Source organism: Vibrio stylophorae, from assembly GCF_921293875.1.
Lineage (GTDB): Bacteria > Pseudomonadota > Gammaproteobacteria > Enterobacterales > Vibrionaceae > Vibrio_A > Vibrio_A stylophorae.
The window spans coordinates 771,476-785,041 of sequence record NZ_CAKLDI010000001.1 but is presented as its reverse complement, the minus strand read 5'-3'; the positions used below and the strand labels follow the sequence as shown (position 1 = coordinate 785,041).

The 13,566-nt window shown below is 50.2% G+C and carries 12 protein-coding genes; 8 read left to right on the top strand and 4 right to left on the bottom strand.

Annotated features, from left to right (window positions below; all coding sequences use genetic code 11):
* Positions 1 to 7: 7 nt before the first annotated feature.
* Complete coding sequence (locus L9P36_RS03605; protein ID WP_237465004.1) at positions 8 to 625, bottom strand: hypothetical protein; 618 nt, start codon at positions 623 to 625, stop codon at positions 8 to 10.
* Positions 626 to 991: 366 nt separating this feature from the next.
* On the opposite strand from L9P36_RS03605, the gene napF reads away from it, so the two are divergent.
* The 6 genes from napF to L9P36_RS03575 are packed head-to-tail and all read left to right on the top strand — an operon-like array spanning position 992 to position 5,683.
* On the top strand, positions 992 to 1,567 hold the full coding sequence (gene napF / locus L9P36_RS03600; RefSeq protein ID WP_354004728.1) for a ferredoxin-type protein NapF: 576 nt from the start codon (positions 992 to 994) through the stop codon (positions 1,565 to 1,567).
* Positions 1,564 to 1,854: a chaperone NapD gene (locus L9P36_RS03595; RefSeq protein WP_237465002.1), complete on the top strand. Its 291-nt coding sequence runs from the start codon at positions 1,564 to 1,566 to the stop codon at positions 1,852 to 1,854. Before napF ends, L9P36_RS03595 begins: the two co-directional genes overlap by 4 nt.
* Positions 1,851 to 4,397 carry a periplasmic nitrate reductase subunit alpha gene (gene napA / locus L9P36_RS03590; RefSeq protein ID WP_237465000.1) on the top strand — a complete coding sequence of 849 codons (2,547 nt, stop codon included), beginning with the start codon at positions 1,851 to 1,853 and terminating at the stop codon, positions 4,395 to 4,397. Before L9P36_RS03595 ends, napA begins: the two co-directional genes overlap by 4 nt.
* Before the next feature lie 34 nt (positions 4,398 to 4,431).
* The gene (locus L9P36_RS03585; RefSeq protein ID WP_435532725.1) at positions 4,432 to 4,914 is read left to right on the top strand and encodes a nitrate reductase cytochrome c-type subunit; all 483 of its coding nucleotides are present in this window, start codon (positions 4,432 to 4,434) and stop codon (positions 4,912 to 4,914) included.
* 23 nt (positions 4,915 to 4,937) lie between these two features.
* Entirely contained in the window at positions 4,938 to 5,513 is a 576-nt protein-coding gene (locus L9P36_RS03580; protein WP_237464998.1) for a NapC/NirT family cytochrome c, read from the top strand.
* An 11-nt stretch (positions 5,514 to 5,524) separates the two neighbouring features.
* Positions 5,525 to 5,683 (top strand): TIGR02808 family protein, encoded by a 159-nt coding sequence (locus L9P36_RS03575; protein WP_237464996.1) that lies wholly within the window; start codon positions 5,525 to 5,527, stop codon positions 5,681 to 5,683.
* A 210-nt stretch (positions 5,684 to 5,893) separates the two neighbouring features.
* Here L9P36_RS03575 and purL read toward each other — a convergent pair whose 3' ends face one another.
* Positions 5,894 to 9,787 carry a phosphoribosylformylglycinamidine synthase gene (gene purL, locus L9P36_RS03570; RefSeq protein ID WP_237464995.1) on the bottom strand — a complete coding sequence of 1,298 codons (3,894 nt, stop codon included), beginning with the start codon at positions 9,785 to 9,787 and terminating at the stop codon, positions 5,894 to 5,896.
* Positions 9,788 to 10,112: 325 nt separating this feature from the next.
* Here purL and mltF point away from each other — a divergent pair, with 325 nt between their 5' ends.
* Entirely contained in the window at positions 10,113 to 11,588 is a 1,476-nt protein-coding gene (gene mltF, locus L9P36_RS03565; protein WP_290368665.1) for a membrane-bound lytic murein transglycosylase MltF, read from the top strand.
* 236 nt (positions 11,589 to 11,824) lie between these two features.
* Positions 11,825 to 11,977 (top strand): hypothetical protein, encoded by a 153-nt coding sequence (locus tag L9P36_RS03560; protein WP_237464992.1) that lies wholly within the window; start codon positions 11,825 to 11,827, stop codon positions 11,975 to 11,977.
* Between the two features lie 47 nt (positions 11,978 to 12,024).
* Here L9P36_RS03560 and tadA read toward each other — a convergent pair whose 3' ends face one another.
* A complete protein-coding gene (gene tadA, locus L9P36_RS03555; protein WP_237464991.1) occupies positions 12,025 to 12,597 on the bottom strand; it encodes a tRNA adenosine(34) deaminase TadA in 573 nt (190 codons plus the stop codon).
* A gap of 57 nt (positions 12,598 to 12,654) precedes the next feature.
* Positions 12,655 to 13,539: a LysR family transcriptional regulator gene (locus tag L9P36_RS03550; RefSeq protein WP_237464989.1), complete on the bottom strand. Its 885-nt coding sequence runs from the start codon at positions 13,537 to 13,539 to the stop codon at positions 12,655 to 12,657.
* Positions 13,540 to 13,566: the final 27 nt, after the last annotated feature.

Below are 13,566 nucleotides of genomic sequence, written 5' to 3'. Positions count from 1 at the left end.
TAGCGATTCACTCATCTTCAGGAACATCAAAAAAGCTGGATGGCTCGCTTTGAAGCTCAGGCTCAGCTACCACAAGAGGCGCTGCGGGTGGCGTCAATTTCGCCTGCTGATGATAGCTTCTGGCATTGATTGCGCGATGGCTTGATAGAATTTGCTGCGCGAGATTTTGCGCCCAAGAGACACTTTGCTGCTCATCACCAATGCTGCCGTAGTCGATGTAATAGCTCATGGTGGGCGTGATCACCGCAACGAAAATCGACAGTACAGACTCGCCTTCCATCTCGGTTGGGGTCACGGCCAAATAGGCTTGGCAATTAGGCTGACACTGCTTTTGCTGCAATTTTCCACCGAGCTCACCGACATAACGATTAATACGCTCCAACACGGCTTGCTGGCGGTCGGGTGTTGGCGTCGGCACAAAATCGATATTTAAAAACGGCGGGCCAAAGCCCAATGGGTTGCCCATGGCCAACAAGGTTTTGTGATAGTCCGTTTCGACATGCCAACCTTCAGGCAAATTCACTTCAAACTGCGCCGTTTGCCAAGACACGGCATGCGCGCTCATGGCGATCCACACACTGAGTCCTGCGCACCACTTGATGCATTGCTGTGCGATGCCTTTCATTTTCTATCCTTTTCCAAGGTCACTTTTCCCAAGATAAATTCGAAACTAACTTGATAATCAATCGAAGGTAAACTCGAAGATAAATCCACTTCAGCTATGCCGCAGCTTTTCAAAAAGCGACGATGGGCGCAAGAGCACAGATCCAAATTTAGGAATCCAGCGCACAGCCCATCTCAAGAGATGCAATTTGATACATTGTTTGAAATCTCAGTTATTGGACAATTTTTCCAACTCATTTTACATCGACAAATCAACTCACTAACCAAGTCAGCCGAAGTCGATGAGAGCCATTCTCAACACCTCACCAAATCCCATGCCAGCATTCACTAGACTTTCTCTAACTGTGTGCCAGAAATATTCGCGAGTATGGTGGATCATCAAAAACGACGATTATTGAAACTCAATTCACAGCCAAAGCATTGGCTACCTTGGCTTATCAGCGAGCAAAGCTTGACTGATGGCTGCACTCAATGTGGTGCCTGCCTTCGCGCCTGCGAAACGCAAATGATCATACGGGGAGATGGCGGCTTTCCAACGGTCGATTTCAATCTAGCTGAATGCACCTTTTGTTATCAGTGCGCGACACATTGTCCCGAACCTCTTTTTCAGGAACAGCAACACCCACCTTGGCAGCTAAAAGTAGCCATTGATGCGAGCTGCCTTGCCTATCACAACGTGGAATGTCGTAGCTGCGCTGATAGCTGTGAAGCCATCGCCATTCGTTTTCGCCCCAGCCTTGGCAAAACAGCGCAGCCACTTCTTGACCTAGATGCCTGCACGGGCTGCGGCGCCTGCCAGTCCGTTTGTCCTGTATCAGCCATTCAAATGCACCAACCGCCATCACCCCCGCAAAATCAAAGCAATGCATCCAAGCATTCAACTCAGCATTTAGAGATAGAAACGCCCCAAGATCGCGCATTCAATTTAGGAGAAGCACCATGACCGCCGAAGTACATATCTCAAGTTTGGTGGTTTATTGCGCCAATCAGGCGATTTCCCAAACCAAACAAGCGATTTTAAAGCGCCCCAATAGCCAAATCTTTGGTGAAAACGAGCATGGCAAATTAGTGGTCGTGCTTGAAGCCGATACACCGGGCGTACTCTGCGAGGAGATTGAACGCATTCAAAGTCTGCCCCATGTCCACCAAGCCGTTTTGGTTTATCACCAAATCACGCCCAACGATGACTCCCTTGATCAACTGCTTTCCCACTCTGTAGGTGACCTATGAAACTCACACGCCGAAATTTTATTAAAGCAAACGCCGCCCTTTCGGCCGCTACAGTTGCAGGCATCTCATTACCCACATCGGCAACCAATCTGATTGCCAGCTCTGAACAAAGCAAAATCAATTGGGATAAAGCGCCCTGTCGATTCTGTGGCACTGGCTGCTCAGTGCTCGTTGGCGTGCAAAATGGCCATGTTGTCGCAACGCAAGGCGATCCTAAATCCCCTGTGAATAAGGGACTCAACTGTATTAAGGGCTACTTTTTATCAAAAATCATGTACGGCGAAGATCGCCTCACCACGCCTTTACTGCGTATGAAGCATGGTGAGTATCATAAGGATGGCGATTTTGAGCCTATTTCTTGGCAAGCCGCCTTTGATTTGATGGCACAAAAATGGAAACAAGCCCTCGCCGATAAAGGCCCCACCAGTGTCGGCATGTTTGGCTCAGGCCAGTGGACAATTATGGAAGGCTATGCCGCATCCAAATTGATGAAAGCCGGCTTTCGCTCCAATAATATTGATCCCAATGCACGGCATTGTATGGCCTCTTCCGTAGGCGGCTTTATGCGCAGCTTTGGTATCGACGAACCCATGGGCTGTTACGATGATTTTGAACACGCCGACACCTTTGTGTTGTGGGGTTCGAATATGGCGGAGATGCATCCTGTACTCTGGACCCGCATTACCGACCGCAGATTAAGCCACGAACATGTTCGCGTGCATGTGTTATCCACTTATCATCATCGCTCTTTTGAGCTTGCCGATCATGGCTACATTTTTGTGCCGCAAACCGATTTGGCGATCGCCAATTTCATAGCCAATTACATCATCGAGCAGGATGCGGTGAACTGGGATTTTGTGAATCAACATACCCACTTTAAACAAGCCACGACGGATATTGGCTATGGCCTGCGCGATGACGACCCCATTCAGCGCCAAGCCAAACATCCCAATGATGGCACCATCACATCCATAGATTTTGCCGCTTACAAAGCATCTGTTGCGCCCTATACCGCAGAGAAAGTGAGCGCATTAACGGGTTTATCGGAAAGCCAGCTGATTGCGCTGGCTAAACCCTACGCTGACCCCAACAGCAAAGTGATGTCACTGTGGACCATGGGAATGAATCAGCACACGCGCGGGGTATGGATGAATAGCTTGGTCTATAACCTGCACTTACTGACAGGGAAGATAGCCACCCCAGGCAATAGTCCCTTCTCTTTGACCGGACAACCTTCAGCCTGCGGCACCGCACGTGAAGTGGGCACTTTTTCGCATCGCTTGCCTGCCGATATGGTGGTCGCCAATCCAGAACATCGTGCCAAAGCGGAAAAAATATGGCAACTGCCAGCGGGCACCATTCCCGAAACACCGGGCTATCATGCCGTGCTGCAAGATCGCATGCTGCATGATGAAAAATTGAATGTCTATTGGGTGCAATGCAACAACAACATGCAAGCAGGCCCCAACCTCAATCAAGAGCGCCTTCCGGGTTATCGCAATCCCAATAATTTTATTGTGGTTTCTGACCCCTATCCAACAGCCACAGCGCAAGCCGCCGATCTCATTTTGCCCACCGCGATGTGGATTGAAAAAGAAGGCGCCTATGGCAATGCAGAGCGTCGAACACAATCTTGGTATCAGCAAGTACAAACCGTGGGCCAAGCCAAATCTGACTTGTGGCAGCTCATGGAATTTAGCAAACGCTTTGCCATTGAAGAGGTATGGCCTGAATCCCTCATTGCGCAGCGCCCAGAACTGCGCGGCAAAACTTTATATCAGGTGCTCTATGAAAATGGCGTCGTTAATCAGTTTCCACTAGAACAAGCCCCTAAGTTAAACGATGAATCTCAGCATTTTGGCTTTTATGTGCAAAAGGGATTGTTTGAAGAGTATGCCCAATTTGGCCGCGGTCATGGTCATGACCTCGCGCCCTATGAGCGCTATCACCAAGAGCGTGGATTACGCTGGCCCGTGGTAGATGGCCAAGAAACGCGTTGGCGTTTTAAAGGTGGCAGCGATCCCTATGTGAAAGCGGGGCAAGACTGGCAGTTCTACGGTAAGGCTGATGGCAAAGCATGGATCATCTCAGCGCCCTATGAAGCGCCACCAGAAGTGCCAAATGAGCAATATGACTTGTGGCTATGTACCGGCCGCGTTCTTGAGCACTGGCATACCGGCACCATGACACGGCGCGTTCCTGAGCTTTATAAAGCGGTTCCCGATGCGCTTTGCTATTTGCATCCAGAGGATGCAAAAGCGCGGGGATTACGCCGCGGCGATGAAGTGCTGATCGACAATGCGCGGGGTGAAATTCGCCTTCGTGTAGAAACACGAGGGCGAAACCGACCACCGCAAGGTCTGGTGTTCGTGCCCTTTTTCGATGCCAACACACTGGTCAATAAATTGATCTTAGATGCCACGGATCCGCTCTCAAAACAGACGGACTTTAAGAAGTGCCCAGTGCGTGTTCGCAAGTATGCCGCGAGCCAATCAACAACCCAAGATGATGCGCAAAGTAGCGATGCATTAACCAAACGCTGAGTCTCGCGAATCCTCATTCAACGGAGTAAACCTGATGATGCATTGTTCACGAGTGACCTTGCTCTTAATCACAACCATTGTGGGATTCACCAGCACCGTATGGGCTGCATTTGAATCTCAAGGCGATGTGGCGGCACAAGACACGGGGACACTCTCCTCGTTGCGAGGCACCACCCCCATCGGACAAACCCAAGCGGCCAGCGAGCTGAAAAAATACCCGCGCGATCAGCTGCTCGAGGCAGACTATGTCTATCAACCGCCGCTTATTCCACACAGCATTCGCCACTATGAAGTGTCGCTCAATGCCAATAAATGTTTGTCCTGTCACAGCTGGAAAAATGCGCAGGAAATGAATGCCACCAAAGTCAGTGTCACTCATTTCGTCAATCGGGATGATGCCGTGCTGGCTGATGTATCACCTCGCCGCTACTTCTGCTTGCAATGTCATGTGCCGCAGGCCGATGCGCAGCCCCCCGTCAAAAATCAATTTGAACGGGTGGAATCCCTTCGTGATTAATCGGTTTTCAATCAGGAGGTTCAATGTTCAAATTCATTGGCAAAATCTGGCAACGATTTAAACGCCCTAGTAAGGCGGGCGTCGGTATCTTGCTATTTATGGGCTTTATCGGTGGCTTGTTGTTTTGGGGCGCATTTAATACCGTGATGGAAGCGACCAATACTGAAGAGTTTTGCGCCAGCTGTCATGCTCCTATCGTGGCAGAAATTCAAGAAACCATTCACTTTTCTAATCGCTCAGGTGTGCGAGCCATCTGCTCTGATTGTCATGTTCCCCATGATTGGACCGACAAGATCGTGCGTAAGGTACAGGCATCACGTGAAGTCTTTTTCTTTATGATGGGTTCCATCAATACCGAGGAAAAATTCCAAGCCCGCCGTGGGCATCTTGCTGAGCGCGAATGGGCGCGACTCAAGAAAAATGACTCATTGGAGTGTCGTAACTGTCACCAATTTGAATATATGGATTTTTCTGAGCAAAGCCCACGCAGTGTACAGCAGCATTCATCCGCCCTATTTTCTGGTGAAAAAACCTGTGTTGATTGTCATAAAGGGATCGCGCATCAACTTCCCGATATGCGCGATGTTGAAGGTTGGTAAGGAGGTTTGAAATGAGCACACTTGAATCTGTGATTTGGCACATTTTGGGCTATAGCGCCATTCCGGCCATTATTTTGGGTGGATTTGCGGCCGTGGCGCTCATTTGTCTTTGGATCCTCTCTCTCACCGTAGACAAAGACGCCCCTTCAGCGCCATCGGATAAACATTAACGCAGCGCCAGCAAGACTGAACCAACGAAAAATACGCAAATCAAAACGCATAAAAAATGCCATAAAAAAAAGCGGGTGATTCACCCGCTTTTTCATAACGCTATGTTATCGCTGAAGGCTAAACAAAGGCGCTCAAATTAAACTAAAACACCAGTGTGAACCAAGGCTCTGGTTTTAACCAAGGCATCTGGTTTTAACCACGCCGATGGCTTAACCAAGGTGTTTGCGCGCACTTTGGAACATACGCATCCAAGCGCCATTTTCACCCCAGTTATCCGGATGCCAAGAGTTCGCCACTGTGCGGAATACACGCTCAGGGTGCGGCATCATAATAGTCACGCGGCCATCTGTGGTGGTTAAACCTGTGATCGCATTTGGCGAGCCGTTCGGGTTGTTTGGATATTGCTGCGTTGGTTGGCCGAAGTTATCGACAAAGCGCAGCGCCACAGTACCTGAGTTTTCAAGTGCCGCTAGGTGCGCCGCATCGCGAACTTCCACACGGCCTTCACCGTGAGAAACCGCAATCGGCATACGTGAGCCCGCCATCGAACCCAAGAATACTGAGTTTGATGATTGAACTTCAACCAAACTAAAGCGCGCTTCAAAACGCTCCGATTCGTTGCGTACAAAGCGTGGCCACAAATCAGCACCAGGGATCAAATCTCTGAGGTTTGAAAGCATCTGACAGCCGTTACACACACCCAATGCAATGGTGTTGTCACGGTTAAAGAAGTTTTCAAACTGCGCACGCGCATCGTTGTTGAACAGAATCGACTTCGCCCAACCTTCACCCGCGCCCAATACGTCGCCGTAAGAGAAGCCACCACAAGCCACCAGACCTTGGAATGGGTCAAGTTGCACGCGGCCACTCAAAATATCACTCATATGCACATCGATGGCTTCAAAGCCTGCGCGATCAAACGCAGCGGCCATCTCAACATGCGAGTTCACGCCTTGCTCACGCAAAATCGCCATCTTTGGCTTAACGCCGGTATTGATAAATGGCGCCGCCACATCTTCATGAATATCAAAGCTGAGGCTAACATTCAGACCCGGATCTTGGTCTTGCTGCTTGGCTGCAAACTCTTGATCTGCGCAAGCTGGATTGTCACGAAGCGCTTGCATCTTATGGGTGGTTTCCGCCCAAATGGTGCGAAGCTCGGTGCGTGAACGATCAACCAGTACCGTGTCGCCCGCGGCAATCACAAAGCGATCAGAGGCTTCAACTGAACCAATCAGATGTGAACAATCACGCAAGCCATGGGCCGCAAGCACCGCTTGCACCGCATCAAGCTCGGCATTTTTCACCTGAATCACAGCGCCAAGCTCTTCGTTAAAGAGCGCTGCTAAGGTGTCATGGCCAAGTGCCGCAATATCCGCGTGCACGCCGCAGTGACCAGCAAAAGCCATCTCTGCAAGGGTGACCAACAAACCGCCATCACCTTTATCGTGATAAGCCACTAGCTTGTCATCACGCACCAAGGTTTGCATGGCGTTAAAGAAGCCTTTGAGTAGCTCAGGGCTATCCACATCCGCAGGCTTATCACCCAACTGCTTGTAAACCTGTGCCAATGCTGTCGCACCCATACGGTTTTGACCTTGACCCAAATCCACCAACAACAGTGATGTGTCACCCAAATCGGTACGCAACTGCGGCGTTACTGTCTTACGCACATCTTCAACGCGGCCAAAGGCAGTGATGATCAAAGAAAGCGGTGAGGTCACCTCTTTATCTTCACCATTTTCATGCCACTTGGTCTTCATCGACATCGAGTCTTTACCCACAGGAATGGTCAGACCCAAAGCTGGACACAGCTCTTCACCAACCGCTTTCACCGCTTCGTACAAACCTGCATCTTCACCTGGGTGACCCGCTGGTGACATCCAGTTTGCTGAAAGCTTAATGCGTTTCAGATCGCCAATGTCTGTACCGGCGATATTGGTCAAGGACTCAGCCACCGCCAAACGCGCAGACGCGCCAAAATCAAGCAGCGCCACAGGTGTACGCTCGCCCATGGACATGGCTTCACCATGGTAAGAGTCATAACTTGCGGCAGTGACCGCGCAGTTAGCCACAGGCACCTGCCATGGACCGACCATTTGATCGCGCGCGACCAAACCGGTCACAGAGCGGTCACCAATGGTGATGAGGAAGGTTTTCTCAGCCACGGTTGGCAAACGAAGCACGCGGTCAATGGCATCATTAAGCGCGATACCCTCACATGCCAATGCTGGGCTATTGACCTTCAGCGTGGTCGCTTCACGGTGCATTTTTGGTGGCTTGCCAAGCAAAATGTCCATTGGCATATCGATTGGTGTGTTATCAAAATGGCTATCTTCAAGCTTAAGGTGACGCTCTTCCGTTGCCACACCAACCACAGCATAAGGCGCACGCTCGCGCTTACAAATCGCATCAAAGGCATCCATATGCTCTTGCGCAACCGCCAACACATAGCGCTCTTGTGACTCGTTACACCAAATCTCAAGTGGACTCATGCCCGGTTCATCATTGGGTACATTACGCAATTGGAAGATACCACCGCGCTCGCCGTCATCCACAAGCTCAGGCAATGCGTTAGAAATACCGCCTGCACCCACATCGTGAATAAAGGCGATTGGGTTTTGCTCACCCAGCTGCCAGCAGCGGTCGATCACCTCTTGGCAACGACGCTCCATCTCTGGGTTTTCACGTTGCACTGAAGCAAAATCCAAATCCTCAGCTGATTGGCCAGAAGCCATGGAAGAGGCTGCGCCGCCGCCAAGACCGATATTCATCGCAGGGCCGCCAAGCACAATAAGATTTGCGCCCACAGGGATCTCTTTTTTCTGCACGTGTTCTGCGCGAATGTTACCCATACCGCCAGCAATCATGATTGGCTTGTGATAACCACGGATCTCTTCACCGGCGTGTGACGTCACTTTCTCTTCATAGGTACGGAAGTAACCAAGCAGGTTCGGACGACCAAATTCGTTGTTAAAAGCTGCGCCACCTAGCGGGCCTTCAATCATGATATCCAGCGCATTAACGATGCGGCCTGGCTTACCAAAATCAGTTTCCCATGGCTGCTCAAAACCCGGAATACGTAGGTTTGATACCGTAAAACCAACCAGACCCGCCTTTGGCTTACCGCCAATACCGGTCGCGCCTTCGTCGCGGATTTCACCGCCAGAGCCTGTTGATGCGCCCGGCCATGGTGAAATCGCGGTTGGGTGGTTGTGGGTTTCCACCTTCATCAGAATGTGGGCATCTTCATGGTGATAGGTATATTGACGACTATCCGCATCAGCAAAGAAACGCCCTACCGGAGAGCCTTCCATCACGGCAGCGTTATCTTTATAGGCAGACAACACATAGTCAGGGGTGTGCTCGTAGGTGTTTTTGATCATCTTGAACAGCGATTTTGGCTGAAGCTCGCCATCGATAGTCCAATCAGCGTTAAAGATTTTATGACGACAGTGCTCAGAGTTCGCCTGCGCAAACATCATCAGTTCAATATCATTTGGATTACGGCCAAGCTTAATAAAGCTTTCCACCAAGTAATCAATCTCATCTTCTGCCAAGGCCAAACCAAGGCTGATGTTTGCCGCTTCCAGCGCCTCACGACCGCCAGCCAAAATATCAACTGGGGTTAATGGCGCAGGCTCTGCGACGTGGAATAGCGCACTGGCTTGCTCAAGGTCGGTGAACACCACTTCCATCATACGGTCGTGAAGCATCGCTTGAATGCTAGCGATTTGCGCATCAGAAAGCGCAACAGAAGAAGAGATATAGTAGGCGCAACCGCGCTCAAGACGCTTCACTTGGCTCAAGCCACAGTTGCGAGCGATATCAGTGGCCTTAGATGACCAAGGGGAAATGGTGCCCGGACGTGGGGTCACCAATAGCAATAGGCCTTGTGGCTCATGCTCTTCAATTGTCGGACCATAGGTCAGCAGCTTTGCCAGCTTATCTAGTTCAGGTCCATCTAATTGTGCGGTCAAATCCGCAAAGTGCATAAACTCGGCGTAAATCTCAGTAACCGGCAAATCCTGCTCGCGGCACTGGGCCAATAGTTTATTAACACGAAACTCAGATAAAGCGGGGGAACCACGCAAAATTCTCATGTGCTCAGGTCTCTTTGCTGCAATGTGTGAAGGTGATATTGGAATAAACTCAAGAATAATATGAGGAAAATTCAGTCATTTATCGGTTAAATCCAATTTATACCGATGCCACCTTGGTCATTTGCGCGCGTATTATAGAGCAATTCGATGTGTGAGGTAACACAAAGCGCAACCGTTTGCGTGATTTTTTTTCAACCCTTGTGTGAAGCAAAGTGAGCAGTGATGAATTCATGAGCTAAATCGCGCTCAGGGGTCTCTTTACTTTGCCGCTTGCCCGCTCTTTGGTATAACTAGCTCGACAAATAAATAACGAGAACGAAACCATTTGAAGCAATTAGCCTCCATTCGCTGGTTAATCGTGATGCTTAGCGCCCTATTTTTACTGGGCTGTGAGCCAGCGCCCAGCCAACAAACAGAGCTTGAAGCGATTAAAGCGCGCGGTGTTTTGCGCGTCGGTACGCTCAACAACCAGCTCTCCTACTATATTGGGGTCGATGCACCAACAGGCCTTGATTACGAACTTGCCAAACGCTTTGCTGATAAATTAGGTGTCCGCCTTGAAATGAAGGAGGAGTACAACCTCACCGACCTGTTTCAAGCCCTTGAGCACGGTCACTATGACCTGATTGCTGCGGGTTTAACGGCCACCCCATCGCGCATGGAAAAATTCCGCGCCGGTCCTGCTTACTACTTTACCAACCAACAGCTGGTCTATCGCAAAGGTCAAAAGCGTCCACGCCGACTTAAAGATCTGCAAAAACTAGAAGGCATCGCCATTACTGAAAGCTCAAGTCATGTCGAAACCTTAGAAAAGCTCAAAGAAAAATATCCAAAACTTGAGTGGCAAGTGGTGGATGATGTAGATGACAACCAACTGCTACAATACATCGCTAGTGGCGAGCTGATGTACACCATCGCCGACTCCGTAGATGTTTCGCTAACACAGCGCCTGTATCCAGAAGTCACTGTGGCCATGGATCTCACCGAAGATGAACCCGTGGTTTGGTATCTACAAGAGCAGCGCGATGATGCGCTCTATGCCTTGGTCATCGAATTTTTTGGTGAACTCAACCAAAGTGGTGAGCTGGCCAAACTGGAAGAAAAGTACTTCGGCCACGTCAATCGCTTTGATTACTTTGATACCCGCGCCTTCTTTACCGCCGTGGATAATCGCCTACCGAAATGGCAGCCGCTGTTTGAAAAATATGCCACCGATTTTGACTGGCGTTTACTGGCGGCAGTGGCCTATCAAGAATCGCATTGGAAACCTAACGCAGTGTCACCGACTGGTGTGCGTGGCATGATGATGCTGACGATGCCAACGGCCAAATCCGTGGGCGTCACCGATCGCCGCGATCCAGAGCAAAGCATTCGTGGCGGCGCAATCTACCTCAAACGCGTACTTGATCGCGTGCCCGATAGCATTGAAGAAGATGAGAAGATCTGGTTTGCGCTGGCCTCCTACAACGTTGGCTTTGGCCATATGATGGATGCCCGCCGCTTAACGCAAAAATATGGCGGCGATCCAAACTCATGGAGTGACGTAAAGCAGTTTCTGCCTTTATTACGTAACCCGAAATACCATCGCCAAACGCGTTATGGTTTTGCGCGCGGCGATGAAGCGCAGCACTATGTCGAGAATATTCGCCGCTACTATCAAAGCTTGGTGGGATACCATAAAAAGCAAGAGATTCAGCAGATCAATGGCGGCACGGAAACCAACTTGGATGATTTAGAGCAGCTTGGTCAACCTGATAAAGACAAAGAGAGCGGCGGTAAAAACAGCGCGAAAAAACGATAAAATCACTTGTGCGAATCACGCCCTCATGGGGCGCTATTCACTCGTCAGTTTTCTCGAAATAAAAAGGCAGCATTGGCTGCCTTTTTTACAAATAGAAATAAAAGACTGCAAAGTGTGATGAAAGCAACGTTATCTGCTAGTCAAACCCCTCGGTTTTCCTTGGCAAACCAGCAAACTTCGCTAAGATAAAACCAGCAACAATTTCGCTTGTTTGCTGCCTTCAAAGGAGACTTGATATGTTTGCGAAAAGACGCGCACATCTCAAACGAGTCCGTAGCATGAGTGGCGTTCACGCCACCCGCCGTAAGCGCGCAAGAGTCATTAAAATGCGCAAAGTGCTACAGCGACATCGTAACTACACCATTGCCGCACTTGATTGTGGCGCATAAAAAAACGCGGTTTTACCGCGTTTTTTCGTTTTCACTATTTGGTCAGCCTATTTTATTTCTTTATTCTGGCTCGCACCGTGCTGCTGATTGGTTGCATTCCCCTGACGAAGTTCCAATTCAGACTGCGCTTGCCGCTTGGCATCTTTGTTCGCCTTATGGGCGGCGCGGCGCTGTTTAAAAAACTGCTGCAGCTGAGCACGGCACTCATCTTCAAGTACCCCACCTTCAATTTCTGCATAATGATACGCCGCTTGGCTTGCAAACAAATTCAGCACACTACCCGCCGCCCCTGCTTTTTGGTCAAAGGCACCAAAAACAATGCGCTTCACTCGGCCATGAAGCAAAGCACCGGCACACATCGGGCAAGGCTCTAAAGTGACATACAGCGTGGTATCGAGCAGGCGATAATTTTGTAGCGCTTGACCGCCGGCACGCAAAGCCACCATCTCCGCATGGGCGCTGGGGTCATGTGCTTGAATCACTTGGTTAAACCCCTCGGCGATAACCTGACCATCGGCCACCAGCAAAGCGCCCACGGGGACCTCACCGCTGTCTTGCGCTTTTTGTGCCAACGCCATGGCTTGGCGCATAAATTCGATATCTTGCTGAGGGTTCTTCATCCACACTCTCTATTAGGGCTTTTTGCTGAACGTCTAACTTGGCAATTGAAATAGTTATTAGCGATGGGGCTGAGGTTGCAGTGCTGTGGCTAAATAATCAATACAGCAACGAACCTTGGGCGATAAATAACGATTTTGCGGATACAGCGCCCAAATCCCCTCTTGGTCATCACGATATTGCGTGAGCACTTCCACCAATTTGCCACTGGCTAAATCTTGCTGCACATAATAATCGGGCAATTGTACCAGTCCTAACCCTTGGCGCGCAGCGGTTAGTAGGGCGTAACCACTATTACTTTGCACCCGCCCTTGCACCGGCCAAGTGATGCTGCGCCCTTGCTGGCGGAAAAACCAATGCCCATGACTGCCTTTAAGACACTGGTGACGATGTAAATCACTCAAGCTCTCCGCCGCGCCAAAGCGCGCAAAATAGTCTGGTGTCGCGCACACATGTAACTGGCGCGTGGCGAGCTTTTTAGCAACCAAGCGTGAGTCACTGAGCCGCCCTAAGCGAATGGCCAAATCCAATTGCTCTGCGGCTAAGTCCAAGGGCTCGTTGGTCAAATGCAACGACAACTCCAACTGCTCATATTGGGCAATAAACTGATAAAGCATGGGCGCAAGGACTTGCTCACCATAGGTCACTGGCGCCGTCACTTTCAGTAGGCCCTGCGGTACCTGCTGCGCATCTTGCAAACTTTGCTCCGCTTGCTGCAGTCCATCATAAAGCGGCGCGCACTGGTGATAAAACTGCTCCCCAAGCGCCGTCAAGCTTACTTGGCGCGTGGTGCGATAAAAGAGCTGCACCGCCAAACGCGCTTCTAACTGACTGATTTGCCGGCTCACCTGCACCACAGAGGTCTGCATTCGCTTGGCCGCTTGGGTAAAACTGCCGAGCTCGGCCACTGCGATAAAGGCCTCAATCCCCTGCCAGTGCTGCATGATTATTACCTATATGTAAAAGTGATT